This is a genomic window from Ruegeria sp. HKCCA6707, assembly GCF_013033515.1.
GTDB lineage: Bacteria > Pseudomonadota > Alphaproteobacteria > Rhodobacterales > Rhodobacteraceae > Ruegeria.
Genome location: NZ_WQEG01000001.1, coordinates 784595 through 803141 on the forward strand (window position 1 = coordinate 784595; position 18547 = coordinate 803141).

At 52.8% G+C, this 18547-nt stretch carries 13 protein-coding genes and 2 pseudogenes; 4 read left to right on the forward strand and 11 right to left on the reverse strand.

The genetic code is table 11. From position 1 onward, the window contains the following. Positions 1–43: 43 nt before the first annotated feature. Positions 44–220, reverse strand: a pseudogene (locus GOW40_RS22120) (IS6 family transposase); the annotation flags it as partial. Between the two features lie 302 nt (positions 221–522). Between GOW40_RS22120 and GOW40_RS03870 the strand changes: the two are divergent. Together GOW40_RS03870 and GOW40_RS03875 are read left to right on the forward strand one after the other, a co-directional pair. Next, positions 523–1044, forward strand: a complete 522-nt coding sequence (locus tag GOW40_RS03870) for an aggregation factor core (protein ID WP_171128394.1) — start codon at positions 523–525, stop codon at positions 1042–1044. Between the two features lie 359 nt (positions 1045–1403). Next, the gene (locus GOW40_RS03875) at positions 1404–2171 is read left to right on the forward strand and encodes a hypothetical protein (RefSeq protein ID WP_371731803.1); all 768 of its coding nucleotides are present in this window, start codon (positions 1404–1406) and stop codon (positions 2169–2171) included. A gap of 37 nt (positions 2172–2208) precedes the next feature. Here GOW40_RS03875 and GOW40_RS03880 read toward each other — a convergent pair whose 3' ends face one another. The 3 genes from GOW40_RS03880 to GOW40_RS03890 all read right to left on the reverse strand — a co-directional run bounded on the left by GOW40_RS03880 (position 2209) and on the right by GOW40_RS03890 (position 4953). Then, positions 2209–2658 carry a MarR family winged helix-turn-helix transcriptional regulator gene (locus GOW40_RS03880; RefSeq protein ID WP_171128392.1) on the reverse strand — a complete coding sequence of 150 codons (450 nt, stop codon included), beginning with the start codon at positions 2656–2658 and terminating at the stop codon, positions 2209–2211. Further along, a complete protein-coding gene (locus GOW40_RS03885) occupies positions 2648–3634 on the reverse strand; it encodes a twin-arginine translocation pathway signal protein (RefSeq protein ID WP_254444239.1) in 987 nt (328 codons plus the stop codon). The genes GOW40_RS03880 and GOW40_RS03885 overlap by 11 nt, the downstream gene beginning before the upstream one ends. 527 nt (positions 3635–4161) lie before the next feature. Beyond that, complete coding sequence (locus GOW40_RS03890; protein WP_170758886.1) at positions 4162–4953, reverse strand: class I SAM-dependent methyltransferase; 792 nt, start codon at positions 4951–4953, stop codon at positions 4162–4164. A 450-nt stretch (positions 4954–5403) separates the two neighbouring features. On the opposite strand from GOW40_RS03890, the gene GOW40_RS03895 reads away from it, so the two are divergent. Then, on the forward strand, positions 5404–6147 hold the full coding sequence (locus tag GOW40_RS03895) for an outer membrane beta-barrel protein (RefSeq protein WP_171128388.1): 744 nt from the start codon (positions 5404–5406) through the stop codon (positions 6145–6147). A gap of 783 nt (positions 6148–6930) precedes the next feature. Here the strand turns inward: GOW40_RS03895 and GOW40_RS03900 are convergent. The 7 genes and pseudogenes from GOW40_RS03900 to GOW40_RS03930 all read right to left on the reverse strand — a co-directional run bounded on the left by GOW40_RS03900 (position 6931) and on the right by GOW40_RS03930 (position 16323). Beyond that, positions 6931–7929 carry a DUF1214 domain-containing protein gene (locus GOW40_RS03900; RefSeq protein ID WP_171136537.1) on the reverse strand — a complete coding sequence of 333 codons (999 nt, stop codon included), beginning with the start codon at positions 7927–7929 and terminating at the stop codon, positions 6931–6933. Between the two features lie 14 nt (positions 7930–7943). Beyond that, positions 7944–9035, reverse strand: a complete 1092-nt coding sequence (locus GOW40_RS03905) for a DUF1214 domain-containing protein (protein WP_217352228.1) — start codon at positions 9033–9035, stop codon at positions 7944–7946. A 12-nt stretch (positions 9036–9047) separates the two neighbouring features. After that, positions 9048–10955 (reverse strand): annotated as a pseudogene (locus GOW40_RS22125) (DUF3604 domain-containing protein). A 171-nt stretch (positions 10956–11126) separates the two neighbouring features. Beyond that, a complete protein-coding gene (locus GOW40_RS03915) occupies positions 11127–11975 on the reverse strand; it encodes a hypothetical protein (RefSeq protein ID WP_171128385.1) in 849 nt (282 codons plus the stop codon). A gap of 302 nt (positions 11976–12277) precedes the next feature. Further along, positions 12278–13981 (reverse strand): alkaline phosphatase family protein, encoded by a 1704-nt coding sequence (locus tag GOW40_RS03920; RefSeq protein ID WP_171128383.1) that lies wholly within the window; start codon positions 13979–13981, stop codon positions 12278–12280. Positions 13982–14384: 403 nt separating this feature from the next. Continuing rightward, positions 14385–15854, reverse strand: coding sequence for a lipopolysaccharide assembly protein LapB (locus GOW40_RS03925; protein ID WP_171128381.1), 1470 nt, complete (start codon positions 15852–15854; stop codon positions 14385–14387). A gap of 208 nt (positions 15855–16062) precedes the next feature. Then, a complete protein-coding gene (locus GOW40_RS03930) occupies positions 16063–16323 on the reverse strand; it encodes a hypothetical protein (RefSeq protein WP_171128379.1) in 261 nt (86 codons plus the stop codon). 1388 nt (positions 16324–17711) lie between these two features. Between GOW40_RS03930 and GOW40_RS03935 the strand changes: the two genes are divergently transcribed. Continuing rightward, positions 17712–18479, forward strand: a complete 768-nt coding sequence (locus GOW40_RS03935; RefSeq protein ID WP_171128377.1) for a hypothetical protein — start codon at positions 17712–17714, stop codon at positions 18477–18479. Positions 18480–18547 lie beyond the last annotated feature (68 nt).

The following is an 18547-nucleotide window of genomic DNA, read 5'->3' on the forward strand; positions in this document are numbered from 1 at the left end:
TGACGGGTGCTGTCAGTCGAATTCGAACCAGTCTCAGTTCGCCTTAGAAACCGCGAACCGGTCCAGAACAAAGCTGACGCCACTCGGCGAAGGCGGCGGCCAGGGTCAGCTTGAAGGAGTTTCGGCTAGTGAGCGATCTTTCCCGGTTGAAGTGGTTGTAGGCGGACGAATGAACGGTGGCGAATTTCTGCAAACTTCGCATGCGCCTGAAACCTTCCATTACGCAATCAACCTATTCTGTCACATGGATGCTGATGGCAGACAATTGTCACCAATCTGGCCCGATGGTCTCGAGTATTCAGGGATCGATTTTTTCGCCTGGATGCTGAAAGTAAGGTTGTCGAACACTTTGATATTCTTCAGGAAGTTCCGGCAAAACGCGCGAATGACAATGGCATGTTTCAACCTAACCGTTCTGACGACAACGAAAGGAACTTTGAAAACTCTCATCGGCTGAGCCACGATGATGAAAGGGCACAAGTCTGATCCAAGAAACCCGCCGAACCATATCTATCAAGAACCTTGTATCTAGGAGAAACGTATGCTCCCGAAGAGCATTCTCGTGGCGACCCTCGGACTTTTGCAACCACCTCGCTTAAAGCCGGCGTTCAAATTCGTTTTTTGGCAGGCGCGACCAAGGGCCGATTTGTTTTGACAAACGTCGGAACGTGCGAATTAGCAGCATCGACCCTCAAAATTGACTTGTCGCTATCTGCCGGACGCCTGATCTTCGACGTTACCGAAAAAGGCGTGGGTGTGGAGGTCTTTCAACCGCTCGAATTCGTAGAGGGTGCTGAAGCTCGGCTTCAATTTCCATCGGTTGAGGACGCGCAAAGTACAATTGAGCTGGAGATTGCGTCCCTCGCCGCCGGGGACAGGCTAGCTTTTACCATCGATGTCGATGACATAATCGGACAACGCGAAATCACTGTAACAGGATCGGAGATCGAAGGCGCCACCGTATCTTATCCTGATGCGGATGAAACCAGTACTGGGACTTTCTCATCCGAAGCACTTGTCAACGTGACGACGAAGGACTGCTGAAGGCTGTCCCAGAATGTCGAATTGGTTCATACGCATAACTTACATCAAGCTTCGAATTTGGTAACACCAACGCAGAGGAACACTCGACGCCGGCAATGGTGACGCGACAAACTCTTCAATAGTTGTTGTTCGAGGCGGTGCCCCGGGTCTCGCTGCGATGCAAGAAACTGCTCCAGTTCTTCACCTTGGATTGCATTGCAGGAGAATTAGAACTCACGTGACCTGGCGCTGTTTTCTGACGTTCTGCGTCTCTTTTTAACGGAAGTGTGATGACCTCTGTTGTGAGGAGATATATCGTTCTTTGTATTGACGCGTCACGACACCGCCCCACTTTTCTAACTCAGCTAGGAGCATCCTGAGTGTTTGTGAGGACCACCGCTTTATTGATTTTTGCCGTGTCGACCCCGGCCACGGCATTGCAGCTTCGCGAAACAGGGCGCTATGAGCTCGATCAACCCGCAAGTCTTGACTACGATCCGACGTTTTGTGGGTTGTGGATTGCGAACGAGGGCCCCGAGGCCATTCTCGTTACATTGCAGGGTGATGAGTTGCGCCGCATATCCAGTGATCTCTTCCGCATCAAAGCAATTGCTATTGAATGGGATCATTTGTTGCTGGGCGATGGTCTCGGAAGTCTTCAACGTGTTACAAAGGAAGGAATGCCGCTCGGAGCACCTTTCAAACTGGACGGCGGTTTCGCAGATACGGAGGGGATCGCGATCAATGCCAAGGGGCAGATCGTGACCGTTGAGGATGACCCGGAACGGTTGTCCTGGTTCACTTCAGAGGGTGCTTTGACGGCGAGGTTGGATACCATGAAGCTCTCTCCCCCCTTAAGCGAGGCACAGGGCATCGCGATTGACGCACGCACCGGTCACATGTTGATTGTTGATGACTGGGAAGGGTCAAACAGCCTGTATGAGTTCACAGCGGATGGCCAATTGCTCGCCCAGCAAAGTCTGTTGGAATTCGGTACCGACCCGGAAGGCATCGCCATCAGACCGGGGTCTAACCAATTGTTCGTGGCATTCGACGGCGGCGCAGAGATTGTGACATTTGACTACACACCCACGTTGCCTGAAGGATTACCGCTGCCTCCCCCGGGCGGAGATTGCATGATGTTTTAAGAATTTGGCTAAGCGTTCTGGTTGGCTCTGGTTTTTCCTAATCCCGTTCGTTGTCCAAAGCTTCGCGTATGAGCGTCAGATTCGGCAGGGAATTACGAAATGGGCCCGACCCGAGTTCGGACAAAACTGGAGCCAGAGCTTCCGACATCCGCTCGTTACACGCTTTCAAAAACTCCGCGCCTTGTGGCGTAGACCGGGCGATTTTCGAACGCTTGTCATTCGAGTTGACTTCAAGGGTAATCAGAGCATGGTTTTCAAGACTTGAGAGCATATGCGTCATCGAAGTCTTGGGCACTTGAAACGCGTTAGAAAGTTGCAGAGGAGTTTCCCCTTCTGGGCGTCGAACCAGATGGCCCAATATTCCAAACTGTGTCGCTGTCATTCTACCGGGCAGGAATGCTTCCAGCTTGGTCGAGATCAACTGATTAATGATCCCGACTTCGGTGAAAAACCGGTAAACTTCGCTGGTCTCATCTTCAGGCTTCATTCAGAATTCGGGTCTCCAGCGGCCAGCGGGGTGTGGCAATTGGCTCGGGCCCATGTCCCAAGCGCAACAACATTTGCACTGTGTAGCCCGACGGTGCAAGAAGCTCATGCGCCAAAGCATACTCATCTGCCATCTCAGGATACTCCTGAAGTGCCTGACTGACGGGATGAACGCCCAGACCCATTTCGGTAGTCTTTAGATAGAAACGCATCAATCGACGTCCGGCATCGAGTTGATCGCTTCGCGTATTTGTGGCTGTTGTGATGACTGCGTATTGCTGTGTCGAGTCTAGCATGGCGAAGTAGCCTCGCATATGTGACTGAGTGCCTGGGTGGTCAACATTCATAAGGGTCTCGTTGTCCAACAGACCGGTTAGTCGCAGCATTTCCAGCATGGGATCGCGCAACTCAATCCCGTCTGGGTTGGCGTTGATTTCTGCTTTACCGATCCGCATCAAGTCGACGGATTCTTTCAGGGCCGGTGGGGTCCGCATTTCGATTTCAAAAGCACGTTTCGTGAGGCCTCGAATACGGGCCACCAGATCCTCATCGGAAATCAGAGTGGCGTAGTTTTCAAGGACCGACACTTCCTCCTCGGAGAGCCGCTGTTCCGTGTATGGTTCTTTGTTTGAATGCCGGTTGAGGATTTGAGCTGAGAGTGGATCGGATGCCCCGCCTGGTACGAACACTGCTTCTGCGATGGGTCCGTCATCCCCATCTGGTAGTAACTTGACCTGGGCATCAAACCCGAGAGCCCCTGCTGCTAGAACCATCGTCTCAACAAATGCACCGAGGCCAATATAGAGTTGACGATGATAAGGATCGGTTTCTGGAAGCTCGCGATCTGTATCGCGGTGGATGCGCACTTTGTCTTGCCCCACCAACTCGACAAGCCAAGGTTGCAGATTGTGCGGATTGGGCGCGAGTATTGCGTAAGACAATGCTGCTTTGCGGGGATCGTGATAGGGTTTTGGCATCCATGGAGCCAGAGCACTATGGGGCGTGCGTGTCGTAAGAAATCCAGCCGCGCCGGCTATCGCCACTATTGTGCCTCCGCTTAGAATTTTCAGAAAACGTCTTCGGTTTAGCATTTTGAATCTCCATTAGTGCGATATCGTACTATTTAATACGAAATCGTACCAAGTCAATCCTGATCAATATTCGCAAACTATTGTTTTGGTGCATGCCGGCTCCATTCAGGCGTTGTTCTAATTCAGAGACGCCACGAGCATTCGCGTGTTATGTCTCAAGGCCTACCTAATTCAAAGCTAGATTTTGAATGCCCGTTTTGGGCTAATGCGGTCGTTGCCATCTGAATTTCCAATGGCTGCTTCGTCCGCAGAGCAGACGTTCGTTGTGGCTTGCTCCAATGACCGCCGGACAAAGCGTACTTTCGCCACAACTCCGCCAACGTCTGCTTTCAGCGCCAGACGCAGCAAGTTTGCGATTGGATATCAACCTAACTGGGTTGTGGCTTCACACAGGAATGAGCGACGCGGGGATGCTATTTTCGTCCTGTTACAACATTCACCGCGTCAGGATAGACAAGTCTATCTCCTACAACATATGCGTCGAGCTTTTCCGCGACCTCCTGGATCAAGGCATTTTGCGCCTCTTCTCCGAGTGCGAGAAACGCGCCTGCAATTGGCATAGACGCCAGATGCATGGGCACAAATTCGGGCGCAAGCGGAACATCGATCATCAGTTCTTGCCGGTGAACGGCCACATCCGAAAACCCTTGATCCGCGACCTGCTGTTTTAATTTTTTCGCTGTTGGCGTCTGCCGTTGAGCCCTTTGCTTTTCTGCAATCTCGGGGGAGATGTGGTGGGCAACAGCAGAGCATAGGGCTTCAGTGTAAGCGCTATGCCCATCCCAGATTGAGAAGGCCAGGCGCCCACCTGGAACCAGAAGCCGCAAGAACTCGCTTAGAGCTTTGGGCTTTTCCGGAAAGTAATGGTAGCCATGCTGCGAAAGAATGACATCGTAAGACCCTGAAGGCAGTCCGCTCCCGCATACATCGCTCTCAATCCATCGAATATCGAGATCAACAGCTAATTCTTGTGCCTTGGTGAGCATTGGCGCGTTGATGTCCAAACCATCGACTTGGCCGCTAGTTCCAACCTTTGACTTCGCCAGTCGGGTCGTCACACCTGTTCCGCAAGCAACATCTAAGACACGTTCCGAAGAACCTAGTGAAGCCTGTTCAACAAGCGCTTCAGCCCACCGGCCAAACCAAAGGGGCACCATGACTTCTTCGTAAATTTTGGGTCCGTTACCTGCCAATTGAAATGTCATGAAAAAACCTTTGTCGCTTTTTTTGTCGACGACAGCGTATGCGCGTCCCGTTTCTCAGGTCAAACCGCCTTTAATTGTGTAGTGTTCAGGCTTGTCGCTTAATCCGGACATTCATGCGCCGTGCAGCATCCGTCAAAATGGGCTCACACCGGTCATCCGACGTTTTATGCGGGGCTTGCTAATTTACCAATAGCGGCTGCGCGTACCGAGCGGATTTTCCCTCAAAACAAGAGCCAATGGAACGTTTGAACAGCTATTCTGTCCAAGATCAGTAAAGCTAAGCTGACCTTGCCTCTATCTGAATGACATGCCCTTTCTGTACTGCACAGAGCGCGGAGCTTATTGACTCAGATCAATGCTATAGATCTCATTCACATCAGATTGCTGGAATGCAAGTTCGGGCCTTCGCTGTCGAATGTCCTTGCAGTCGATGTTTGTTTGGAGGGTATAATGCAACGGCTTCCCACATGGAGAACCGCACTCTTAAACTTGGTATTTTTGGCGGCACCTATGGCAGCGCATTCCAGCGACTGGAGTTTCGAAGCCACAATATACCTGTTCATGCCAGAAACCGAAACGTCGATGGACACTCCACGAGGCAACATCGATGCGACGCTCAGTTTTTCGGACGCGCTAAGCAATTTGGACCTTGCGTTTATGGGTACAATTGCTGCCAGAAATGGACGGTGGAGCTTGCTAGCTGACTACAACTACACCGACCTTTCTTTCGGAGATGACACGCCTGGCACCGCATTTTCCGGGCTGGACACGTCGCTCAAGACGCAGTTTCTGAGCGGATATATTGGTTACCGGATCTATGAAGATCCAACTTTACAGTTAGACGTTGCAGGAGGTTTCAGGTGGTTTAGTACAGAAACCCGGTTCTCGCTGTCGCCCGGAGCGTTGCCAGGACGTACAACCACTGTGGACGCAGACTGGACTGACCCTGTTGTCGGAGCCCGTGCTCGGTTTAAATTCTCAGACAGGTGGACCGGCACGGCGTTTTTAGATTATGGCGGATTCAGCAGCGACAGCGAGACCTGGCAGGTGTTGTTGACCGCGGATTACTCAATAAACGAAAGCTGGATGATTAGAGGCGGATATCGCTACATCACGCTCGATCACGAGATCAACGGCAACGACTTTACATTCAGTCAGTCGGGGCCGGTTATCGGTGTGACATACCGCTTTTGATTAGCACTCGAAGAACTGTATGCAATTCTGCGTGCGTGACACGGATGCGATAGCGCTACACGAAACAATGGATTTGCAAAGATTGCTGTTTCCGCGAAAGCTTAATACAGGCATTTCTTGTTTGGGCTGGGAGCAGCTATTCTCTCGATCACGCTGGATGTCCACTTTGTAGACGATACGATCATTTGCTCGGCAGGGCCCATAGTTTGCTATGCAATCGTAACCTCGAGCTCTTCTAAAGAGTGCCATTCAAACAAATGATGGCCTCTTGGCGACGCCACTCACTCCACATCACCAAGAGGCAAACCAGACAACACTGGCGAATGCATGAGCAACAGAGGTAATACAAATTTGCCACGCATTCGAATACTTGAATCAAATATGCAATAATTCAAGTATTTTTACGCGCGGGAGAAATATTTTTATCGCGCGATCTATGCTTGCGTGAGTACTAGATCTCGCAATCCTGCTTTTGAAGGTAGGGGCAAACTATGATGGTGGTTGGTTACCAATTTGGACAACACTGTCTTGAAGCAGCGGCCACACCAATCTGGCTGACTTCGCTTGCCCAAATACGCGTTCCAGATAGTCTGGGCAGTCCCATGACCAGACTATGGCCCGCGCTGTCTGTCATCCCAGATCATGACGGCGCGTGTATTTGGATCACCACTACATTCTGCCCTGCCTCGAGCGCACACTTGGCTATCAAGCGGTTGTAGAGCAGGCTTCATTAGTGCCTACGTTGCGCACAGCAGCCACCTAAAAACCAGCTTAAGTGCCCTCTTACTCAGACGGCTCGATAGCAGGAAAGGACCAATTCCCGTTCAAGATCTCTTCACGAGGTTCGTACAGCCGAACAGTGTAGTTCCAGCCTGAAGTGATCGGTATGCAATTCACGCGCCCATCTTCGCAAGCTCCAAAATTGATGGTGATGCTACCGTCGGCATTCGCTTCTGCTGTAACGTTGTTGAGACTGTTTCGACCGAGATCGTTTGCTTCCAGATATCCGTCGGCATTGTAGATTGTAATAGACCAGAACGCGTTAACCGGGACTTCATTTACCGTCACCGAATGCGGTGTTTCGCCATCATTTGCATCGACGCTGTCGATTTCATAGAGCGCAGCCGTTCTCGGTAGTCCGCCCCAGCCGGCAGCGGTTCCAACCAAATGATCGATGGGCCTCGTCTCTTCTTCGGTGCCAAACGAGTAGAAGCTGCTGAATCCGAGCTCGGCAAGGTTGCTTAAGGCCATGCGCGCCTGTGTCAAATCATCCAGATCCCAATCTGGTGCCTCGAACGGACCTACTCCACCTCCAGTCAAGATAAGACTGTCCTGAGCGGCATGAGCCTCTGCCACATCCTCAGGGTCGTTGGCGTCCATGAAGATCCGCACAGTGACATAGCCGAAACGAGTACCAACGTTTTCTTCGGTCAGCTTGTAGGTCCCAGGCGCGGTTTCTACGAACATGTAGTGATCCTGATTGATCACATGCATCGAGATGTATCGCTCGCCCAGATCAGGCAGAGTAAATTCAACCGGATCGGACAGGTCTAGGACGATTCCGGAGTAGAGTGTGTCCTGGTTCATCCGGATAACTGGTTGATTGTCAGGGGTCGTCGGTTTGCGAACGTGAATCAATTCCCCAATACCCACGTCAAAAGCGGCCATGTTGGCACGGAACATATGATCCGTCTCCGCCCGGACAAAGGTGCCCAGCGTCACTGGTTCGGCAACACCCAGAGATGGGGCCAGCAGTGCAATCGGAAACAATTTTTTCAACATCATTGGCTTCCTTCTCAGTTCACAGGTTGCGCGGCGGGAAAAGTCCAGCTTCCATCTAGGACCTCCTGACGTGGGCGATACAGGCGCACCACGTAGTTCCAGCCTTCGGTGATGGGCAGGCAATTCACCCGCCCGTCGTGGCAGTCTCCAAGATGGATGGTCATGCTTCCATCAGCATTCTGCGCGCCGGTGACGGAGTTGATGCTGTAGGCGTTCAGAGCGTTCGGTTCATAGAAGCCGTCGGCATTATACATGCTCACCGACCAGAAAGCGTCCACCGGTACGTTCTGCGGCACCTCGATCTTGTACGCGCCGACGGGCAGACCTGGGAAAAACGCAGGGTAGAACGCTTCCTTTTCCGGCAGCCCGCCCCAACCGGCAATCGTGCCGAGCATGTGACGTATAGGGTGGACGTCTTCTCGTTTACCGAACATGCGTGAGCTGTCTGGTACGAACCCGAGGGCACCGAGCGGCAGCAGCTGTTCGACTACCGCCTCAAAAGCTTCGTCATCGTAGTTCGGGGCCACGAACGGGTTCGATGCGTTGGCCTCAATTGTTATTGCGTTCTGGATCATATTGACGGCCGCCACGTCATCTGGATCTGCGGCATCGACCAGCACGCGGAGATACACAATCACGTACGGGGTGTCGAAGGTTTCCATCTCGAGGGTATAGGTGCCGCCACCGAAGAACACCTCGTTTATGAAGTGGTCCTGATTAACGACCATTGCCGTCATGTACCGATCCGCGACTTCGGGAAGAATTAGCGTCGCACCCTCACTAATGTCAACGACCGCTGTACTGTAAAGCGTGTCGCGGTTCATCCGGATCGTCGGTTGGTTTTCGACGGGGGTCGGTTCCCGGAAGTGGTAGAAACGATTTATCCCACCCGCGAGCTCCACATACTTTCTAAGCTCAAGATCATTCGCGGCGCGGACGAAGTTGTCAGCAGTGATCGGGATGTCGCGACTGTCCAAGAGCGCATCAAGCGTATAATCCAAAGCCTGAGCCCGCGCCGTTTCTGCCTTAGACAACAGACCACTTAGCACCATGAATAGCGCCAGCGAGGCGGCGTTAGCCAGTCGAACCAATGACGTTTCTCTCATGCCAAACTGACCCTACTGATATGGGGTGTACCAAATGGGGGACGTGTATGCGCGCTCCTGATGGACCATGACAGCGTCATCCGGAAGGTTGAGATCACCGTAGTATGCCTCGTCATATGCCAGCCATGTCGGTGTGGGGATTTCGAGAACGCGGACATAGTAGTAAGCGCGTTGTCCCGGATCGAACTCCGGGTCCACCCAGTGCGCAGCAAGTGCGGCAGACCCGATCGTGTTGGTGTAGTCCGCGCCGTTTACTGTGTTACCGACCGGTGGCAGTTTACCTTCCGCATCGGGTGCACGGTCGCCTGCCCATCCGGCATCAAAGACCTTGGTTTGCGGTGCGCCGTCTGCATCGATCCAACCTTTGACAATCTGGATACGGTCAAGGTTCGCGCCGTCCGGATCACGCAGCGCACGGACCATGAAGCTGGGCGCTGTACCCTCTGGCCCGGCGAAGAGGTCAGCCCCCATCGGAACACCACGCGCATAGCCTTCCGCGGCGAAGTCCGGGCGATGCACCTCTTCGGGCTCAAAGTCCCATCCAGCGAAGACACGAACGGTCATCCTCGGACCGGTCGTGGCGTAGACTTCTTTCCGCTTGAAAGCGTCCCAGATCGCTTCGCGTGTATTTTCACGCGCCCAGGCGGCGGCGAGGCCCGAGGAAATCACCTCGTAGTGTCTTACGGCAATTTCATCGCCCAGGAAGTCGGGCTGAATGATGTTCTCAAGATAACGTTCTTCGCCGGTACCTGGCTCACCCGGCGAAGCCTTTCCGAAGAAATTGTCCTCACGCGCCGTGGCCAATGATGTGTGGCTGTCGGTTGCGCCAATCATGCCAAATTTGAATGGGTTGGCACCGATGTCTTGTTCATAGGCGAGCCCTCGTGCCAAAGCCGAGCGCGCCTACTCTTGCGGCAGCATCTCGGGTGTCTTGAGTTCGGTGCCAAAGTTGCCTCGATCCCATGTGCCGTAGTCAGCAAACTCGTCGTTCGGCGAAAGCATGGGATGGGTCTCCCCATCACCTTTGATTTGCGTAACCTCGTAGAGCGGCTCCCACCGCATCCGACGTTCAGCATATTCAGCGTCGATGGGCTCGCCGTTCTCCCGCACATCGTTGAACATCAAACCGTTCGAGAGGTTGCCGTTATGCGCGAAGGCCATCACCTTGCCGCCAGTTCGCGTCTCATAGGCATCCATCCAGTCCCAAAGGTCCTCCGGATCGGAGCTGTCATAATTGGAGAACGGAACCACATCGGCGACTTTGTCCGCGCCGTCACGGAACATGACAACGCGGTGCAGGTTGTTGGCGTTGGTGACAGATGTCCATTCAAACCCGTGCAGCGAGGTGAAGACGCCAGGCTGATTGTAGCGTTCTGCGATGTTTACAATCCGATTGTAGAAGGTGCGGGTCAAGTCATCATCATCGAGCGGATCGGAGTTGGCCATCATCGATTCACCCCATTGAACGTAAGCCGCAACCGAGTCGCCGGCTTTAACAAGCTCATGCACTCGTCTGCCCCATGAGTTGGCCAAAAGCTGAGGGTTTGACTCTGCAATCATCGGCGCGAGACCGAGGTTCTCGGCGTGGTCAGCGACAACCAGAAAATCGAGAGGGCGCACAAGTTGCGCATATTCGCCAACGGATGCTCTGACTTTTTCGCCGCGCGCAAAACGGAAAGCTTCATCCGGCCCAAGCGCATTTCCGACCATGCCTGCGTCAGTCGAGTATGACGTGTGTAAATGCGTGTCGCCCCAGAACACCCTGTTTGGAAAAGACTGATCGACGAAAGGAGAATAACCGCGTTGTCCAAGTCGGACATCTTCAGGATTGATGGCAAGTTCACCGGAATAGCCTTGGGCAAATGTCGCACCGGCAAATATAAACGTCAGACCAACTCCCGTTAGAAACGCCTTTTTCATCGCGTTGTACCCCTGTATCAGATCTCCAATCAGGTTCTAATTTAGCGAAGCATTCTTCTTCACCGCTTTGATTTATGACAATTATGGCCGGTTACGCTTGAACAGGTCGCCCATGTATCCATTCGTTTCAAGCTCGAGGGTGATATCTGAGTATTTCGTAATGAGAGGCGTTTAGGTGCCCCCGTTTCTCTGCGCAAGCGCGACATCCATGTCATAAATTACCTCAAGCATGGGGTCGATGTTTTCGCGCATACTGCCCTCCAAAGACCGGTCGAGATCGACAATCACAATAATCACGATGGAAAGAACGGCTGCAAATGTGAATGTACGCCACGTCAGCGGGCGTCCTTGCAAGGCCGATCTGTTGCCGACAATCGCAATAGCGACGATTGCAGCAGCAACGATCATAATCATTGCGGGTTTTGGAATGTGCTCTCCCGCTGCCGCAATGCGACGGGTATGAGCGTCGAACATATTCATCACACTACGTGCAACTAGCGCTTTTATCGGTTCTGATTCCTCTGTTGACAAAGCCTGCAAAGTAGCTGGCCAGATTTGCGCTTGTGCTTTGCGTGTGCGCACTAGAAAAGCGTCGAATGCCTGCTCAGTCTTTACGTCTTGCGGGCCAGCAATTCTTGTTTTCGCATACGCCAAAATAACTGGTTGCAGTTGATCGCGTGCTTCAGTCGCCAACAGATCGGCGCTCAAAAACGCGGATCCGATATCAGCCGCTTCCTCAATGAGTGCCGATTTTCGTGCCTCACGCCAGTTGATCGACGAACTGAATGCGAAACCAAGCAAAAGCCCCAATAGTGCCAACATCGCGCCTAGAGATGTACCGCCCGGGATTTTGTCCGCAGGAACTTTGTCGTACCCCAATCTCCCGTGCTCCAGCACTCCAAAGCGGAAGCCCAAGAATGCTGCTACTGGTAATAAGATCAAAATAAGTAGAACCAGCACCGGGAAAGAAAAAAGTGGCTCGGAAAAACCCTCGTAGAAATCTGTTGCGTCTGTTCCCAAGCTCCCAACTCTCCGCAATCAATACCGTTAACATAATGATCAGCGTAACCAGAGATGGCTATCCTGTATACCAAACACTAACGAAAGACATTGCGCAGGCATTTTGAGGTCTCATACGGGCTCGAAGCAGCCGTTCTACGAAACAGCGGTTGAGTTTCGACCGAGCATGATAAGCAGACATTGCCCACCAACCAATGATTTCGTCTATTCTGAGCTTTATGCGGCGAGGCATTGAAAATGCTGACTCAGAGGTCTCCATGCGTAAATGCAATGGCACCAATCAATGCAAAAATTCTAGTTCTCTAACGCACGACTTCTTGAAGCACTTCGCCGCTTGCGCCATTTGGGCGCGCTGTGCTCAGCAAGGCGGACAGAGTAGATGCTATGGATGTTGTGCACACTCGGCGCGCGACACGTTGCGGCTCAATGCCTGGGCCGGAAAACAAGATGGGCACATGGGTGTCGCCTCTCCAAGGCGAACCATGTGTCGAGGTCACTGAAAGGCCATCGAAATCTGCAATAAACCAGCCAGGTTTGAAAACAACGTAGATATTGCCAGAACGCGCGGGGTTATGGTTGTTTCTGATCAATTTCATGATTTCAGTATCGGGCAGTTGGTTCGCTTCGATGGCAGTAGCCGGGATGGCGAAGGCCACATCCGGAAAAGACAATAATTCCTCGGCAATGGCAGCCTCAAGAGCGTTCAAATCAATGTCGGGGCGCGCCAGAACCTCGGGATCAATATTGAGATAGGGATGGGCGTATCCCGCCAGCAACGGACCAGTGATCTCAAAACGCTGTTTCAAACGCGTAATTTGTTCGGTTGGGTCCCAAGTATCCGGAGCCACGAGGCCTGTTTGAATGCCAACGCTTTCCAAATAGGCGGGTGCATCCGTCGTTCCGTGATCCGCAGACAGAACGATCAAAACATTCTCCAACCCAATACGTTCGTCGATAAACGCGAGAAGGTCCGAAAGAGTTTGATCCAACCTGAAAATCGTGTCCTCGGCTTCAAGACTGGACGGCCCGAAGACATGGTTGACGTAATCGACCGACGAAAAACTGATGGCCAAGTAGTCTGTAACGTCGTCCTGACCGATTGCTTCCGCATCGATCAAATGTTTGGCAAACTGCGCTGTCAACTCATCACCGGCTGGGCTGAGCGTAAGGAAAGTTGTGAAATACGGGTTGTCAAGCGGATCGAAACTGGTCTGAGACACGCTGTAGTAGTGAGGAAATGTGATCCCGAACCCAGCGACATCTGTTTCCCAAGGTTGGTCATCTCGATCGCCAAAGACATATGCTTCCCGAGGGTGCATCAGCTCCCAAGTCGCGCCTTGATAGAATGAAGTCGGCGCCTGGTCGTTCCAAGCCGTGACCCAGTCGGGATAGGCATCGTAGTAGTAAGAGCTGGTGACAAAGCGGTTCGCAGATTTTGAGAACCAAAAAGCCTTGCCACTTTGCCCAGCCATTGTGATTGCGCCGCGGTCCTTGATCGAAACGCCAAAGACTTTTGCCGCTCCGGCTGTAGATGCGCTTAATTCATCAGAGATTGTCGTAACCAACATCGCGCGGGGTGATCTACCATCTGTTCCCGCTGCAGCTTGTGTCGGATCGATTTCAATGTCTTCATTCACGCCTGCGGCTTCATCAAGCAGTGGCGCAGTATCGTCCTCTACGTTGTACACAACGCGGTCCAACGATCTATCAAACCAGACATTTCCGATCATTCCGTGAACCGCTGGCGTCGCGCCCGTCGCCAAAGTGGCATGTCCTACAACGGTCTCCGTATTGGCGTGGCAGTGATGCGCATCGATGTAGTGCACCCCAGTTTCCAGCAGATGCCTAAGGCCACCTTCGCCAAGATTGTCCAAGTACTTGGTCGGCAAATCACCTCGAAGTGCATCAACAGTCAGCTGCAAAACAAGACGTGGAGCATCCTCGGCGTTAACAGGGTTAACAGCGGTAAGGCACAGTACCGCGCTGGCCATCAATGAAATTCTCATGGGATCTCTCTTCACTACGATCGTGCGGATGGTGCCACGTCATCGTCCTAAAGTGCAACATTTCGGTCGAGACTACGAAACTCCAGACGGCGCCCGCACAGTACCATCTTCGTTGTCCGTGCCCGCGGTTTTGACAATGGGCAAAGGCGCGGCGAATGACTGGATTGGATTTCAAGCTTTTTGGCGGCTGTGAGCGTCCGCTCTCGGTAAACTCTGTTACGCTGAAAGAAGTAGTTCGGTGATAACGTCGAGCAAATAAGACACTTTTCGCTGCGCCAGCATCAGGCAGCTCTGTCCGCATGGCAGTCGTTCGGGTCATGTTCGCTATGTGGCTGCTTTTGCCCAAATCGGTCGATGCTGCTGCAAAAAACTACAAAGCACCGACCAAGTGTGTTTTTGCCACTTATTGAAGTGCCGCGAGGCTTCTTGCTCTGTTTGGAGAAAGATCCAGCGTCGCCCGATAAGCGACCGCAGCTTCATTGGGTTTTCCAAGCTCCATCAGCATGTCCCCAAGAAGTTCTCGAGCCGGAAGGACGTGGCCGGGTGTGACCGGGCTTTTGCCAATCTTATCCTCGAGATCAGCCGCGGCTGCCTGCTTAGCAAATGCGGTCTCAGAGTCCCCACCCGCCAGTTCAATCCAGGCTTCCACCGACATGATCTGTGCTTCAGTCAACTGCGCCCAATAGCCCTGCTCACGCTCCTTCATCACAGCGTGCAAAGACTTGAGCTCGGCAAGCGCACTCTTCGCTGTATCGACATCACCGCTGCGGGCCGCTCCGATACCGATCGCGAACCACCGCATGGCAACAGTTTGTGGAAATTTCTCCCATGGAATGACCGGATGCATCTCAGGCGACAGTGCCGCCGCGACGTCCCATTGTCCCTGCTCAAGAGGCAGGCGAACGGGTGCAGCCGCTAACGCATATGCGCTTCCGAAACTAGCCTGATGATTTTGAATTGCGAGCATTTCGTCGACCAGCCCTGCAGCTTCGTCTGTATTCCCAAGTTGTAGGTGGCCGTAAACCATGTAGTCGATCGCATGCGCATAGTGGCTTTGTATCACGTCCTTTGATTGCTCGAGAGCTGCTTCAGCGGACCGGCTGTTCAGATCAATTGACTTTTCCCATTCTCCTGTTCGTGTAAAGATATGAGCGGGCATATGCAGCGCATGTGGAGCGCTTGGAGCCGTTTTATCGTAAATCTCGGCGTACGGCCTGCCTCGCTCCTTGAGTGGCGGATTGTCATAGGCGTGGATCGCGTAGTGAATGACGCCAGGATGTTCTGGTGCCTTTTGGTGAAGCGCGTCGAGCGTATCTCCCACTTGCGACTTTACTTTGATTCCGTCGGCCCCTCGCGGCGCCGTTGCAAGGCGCGCCAGCGCCGCAAACGCCGCGGCCTCCAAGTCGTCTGCATGTTGGTCCGCAGCTGCAACCTGTTTTTCCGCCCACGATTTAAGCTGAGCGCGGTAGCCTTCCTGGCTTGAGGCGTAGAAAGCCACGGCGGCGTCGATCAATGCTTGTTCAACGGCGCTTTCGGAGGACATTGACGCGAGTCTTTCCGCTGCAGCAGACCCCCTCTCTGTTTCGGCTTCACTGGGAGTGCCCGGCCAGAGAGGGTGAAAGTTCGACATCGCGATGCCCCACTGTGCAATGGCACAAGTTGGATCCGCAGACGCTGCTTTGTTGAACGCTTCTTCGGCTTGAATGTACATCATGTTGTGAATGAGATTCAGACCTTCGTTGAAAGCCTGGTCCGCTTTTGGGTTGCATGTCGTCTGGAAATTAGCCTCCGCTGAGACTGCGGGCACGAAAACAAAAAACGAGCTAATACAGGCGACAAAAGTATTGCGGGCTTTGGTTTGCAAATGCTGCATCTATCGTCTCCACATTAAATATTGTCCGAAATTGTTTGAGCGTATGGCTCGGCGGCATCATACACAAAATTGTGCGATATGTCCGAACAGTCAGCTGAGCGGCGATGCGCTCTGTTCGATCGAATATTTTCTTCCGCGGCGTATCCGCGTTATCCGCTGAGCAGTCGTTCAAGAAAAGCAAACGTGCCGCAGCGCAGCTAAGGGCAGCTTAGTCCGCATAGCAGTCATTCAAGCCGAGTGCTGCGAATAGCTGCTTTGAGCCCTTTGCAGACTTCTTGCCGCAACCCAGTTGCTGCAACCGCATCAGGCCGCTCGCAGCCCAAAACGGACATTCGCAATTAGACTTTGCAATTCCCGAGAAGCGTGGCAGATCAACCATTTGCTCGCGCCGCGAGTGCTTGCGCAGCATCAGTTCACCGGAGCGGCACGAATGTCGATGCGTTGCTGCTGATGACGTCAGGCCAGTCATTCATAGCCACGAGGAAACCTTGATCACGTACCGCTCTGTCGCCGCACTCAGGCTCGACAAGAGAGACGCGGACTTAAGCTGCCATTCGCTGCTGCTCCGCCCCCAAATCCCTACAACAACAGATTAATGCCAAGTAACTTCTTTCGGCGGTTCACCAGGCTACTTGGTCACGTGCTTGTTTCACAAACACCTGCCTTAGCAGTACTAGCGTTGCGACGAGGGAAACTTCCTTGACTCTATTCTGGCAAAGGACCACAAACGTGCATTGGTGAAAATTAATCGTCGTCGCGATGCTGCCGGCCTCGATGATCCAATGGCCTTCAGACTAACTGTAGCATGTGCCCCAGCATAGGAACGGGTCGCGCTGGGGTCTTCGCGTTGAGCTCGTTCCTCGCAAGCATTCGCAACTGTCACCTGACATGCTCCAGTCATCGCGTGACCCATCAATGAAGGCGCCGTATGAACAGAACATGGCTTATAAATCGCGTGCCCGATGCCGGATAGATCAGGTCTCAGGCCCCGTTTCAATCAGTCACTCATCGTGTTTTCGCGCCGCGTTCTTTGTTTGATCCCGACACTCTTGGTGTTGCTCTCCGGAACGCAGCTTCCTGCCCAAGTCGCAGGCAATGCTGATGGATCGGTCTGTGACGAAGGCTTCGAAAACAAGAACGGATCGTGTCAAAGAGCAAACGCACCTGAAAATGCGCATTTTACCGGCAGTTCCTATGGTCCAGGTTGGGTATGCAACCATGGATTCAAGCGTGTTGGAGATTTTTGTGAGGAAATAGAAGTTCCTAAAAACGCATATCTTGCATCGACCGGAGATCGATGGGAGTGCAATCGGCTCTTCCGACAAGTCGGTGAAAGATGCGAAGAATTGATAGCGCCTCAAAATGGGTACGTCGGAACCCGGTTTGGCGCACAGGAAATACACTGCAACTGGGGATTTCGTAAGGAAAGCCAGACATGTGTTGCAATAGAAGTTCCAAAAAACGGTCGTCTGAGCGACAAAAGAAGCTCGGATGGGTGGGTATGCCTCAGAGGGTACAGGGCAGCGGAGAGCGGCTGTGAGCCTGTGGCCGTTCCACAGCATGCATACCTTGCGCCTGAAACCTACTCTGGATGGAAATGTGAACGTGGCTTTCGCGCAAACCAGGACAGTTGCGTTGCGATCCTAGTCCCTTCCAACGCTCATTTGAATCGAAGAGGTGATGGTTGGGAATGTAATCGGCCGTTCACAAGACAGAACGATAAGTGCGCCGAAAATATGCCGCGAAAATAGGTTCGCTGGAAATCAATATCGCCTGACAAATCCGGAAGGACCAAGCCGTGAACCATAACTCGATTGACGAAAACCTTGGCAAAATGCTCAAGGCCGAAAGGGCGCATTGCTGTTCCTACAGAGTAAAGATGTTTATCGCGTTATTGGTGTTTGTTGCGACCATAATTGTGGTGGTGTTTCTCTGATGCGCAAAAATGCCCCTCAAGTAACCCTTCACGGTTCAAAGATGTCAGCTCGTGGTCTGGAACAAAGAGCATTTCAGGATCGCAGTGTTCGTGAGTCGCGGAACGCTGACGTCGCAGGAGTGATTGAAGAAGAATTTGGAAAGTACTTGATTAAGGCCGGCATCCTGAGCGGTAACAGCGTTGCGCGCGCATTCCCCAAGCCACCGGCTAAAACGCAGACAATGATTGCTGATGCAGTCGGCGAAACACCAGCATTGGCCATCGAAGCATTAAAAGAAATTCTCGGTGAACGAGACAGGAAACGTAGCGGTCAACGCCGTTTGGAGAGAAACTCCGGCACCCTCGTTCCCAGTGAAAGAGAATATGCCGAGGCATTGCGACAGATTAGGCTCACCCCTGCGCAAGTCACTATGCTCAAAGCACTTACAATCGCAGGCAAGGACGGTCTGACCATTGGTCATTTGTCTCAGGCGGCCGGTTACAAATCGCGCGAGGCCTCCATCAAGGTTTTTAAGAAAATCGGACTATTGATCGCAGAATATCTGGAACTGGACCTACCCGAAGCCGGATCGGTGCAGCATGATGGCGCCGCTCAGGTCCTGGCGTTTTCTCACATCGAAAGTGACGATCAGCCAGCCACTTGGGTTATGCATCAGGAACTGCGCGACGCTGTTCGTTCGGTTCTATGACGCACGTTCCAGTCCCCGCTTTTGCAACGAACTCTGAACCGGAACAATTGCACGAAAGGTTACTCACG

What these genes read in the sequence shown, in the direction of transcription:
- GOW40_RS03900 (WP_171136537.1), bottom strand. Translation starts at nt 7,929, where the DNA reads ATGTTGAAAAAATTGTTTCCGATTGCACTGCTGGCCCCATCTCTGGGT.
- GOW40_RS03885 (WP_254444239.1), bottom strand. Translation starts at nt 3,634, where the DNA reads ATGCCAAAACCCTATCACGATCCCCGCAAAGCAGCATTGTCTTACGCA.
- GOW40_RS03880 (WP_171128392.1), bottom strand. Translation starts at nt 2,658, where the DNA reads ATGAAGCCTGAAGATGAGACCAGCGAAGTTTACCGGTTTTTCACCGAA.
- GOW40_RS03920 (WP_171128383.1), bottom strand. Translation starts at nt 13,981, where the DNA reads ATGAGAATTTCATTGATGGCCAGCGCGGTACTGTGCCTTACCGCTGTT.
- GOW40_RS03895 (WP_171128388.1), top strand. Translation starts at nt 5,404, where the DNA reads ATGCAACGGCTTCCCACATGGAGAACCGCACTCTTAAACTTGGTATTT.
- GOW40_RS03925 (WP_171128381.1), bottom strand. Translation starts at nt 15,854, where the DNA reads ATGCAGCATTTGCAAACCAAAGCCCGCAATACTTTTGTCGCCTGTATT.
- GOW40_RS03930 (WP_171128379.1), bottom strand. Translation starts at nt 16,323, where the DNA reads ATGACTGGCCTGACGTCATCAGCAGCAACGCATCGACATTCGTGCCGC.
- GOW40_RS03905 (WP_217352228.1), bottom strand. Translation starts at nt 9,035, where the DNA reads ATGAGAGAAACGTCATTGGTTCGACTGGCTAACGCCGCCTCGCTGGCG.
- GOW40_RS03890 (WP_170758886.1), bottom strand. Translation starts at nt 4,953, where the DNA reads ATGACATTTCAATTGGCAGGTAACGGACCCAAAATTTACGAAGAAGTC.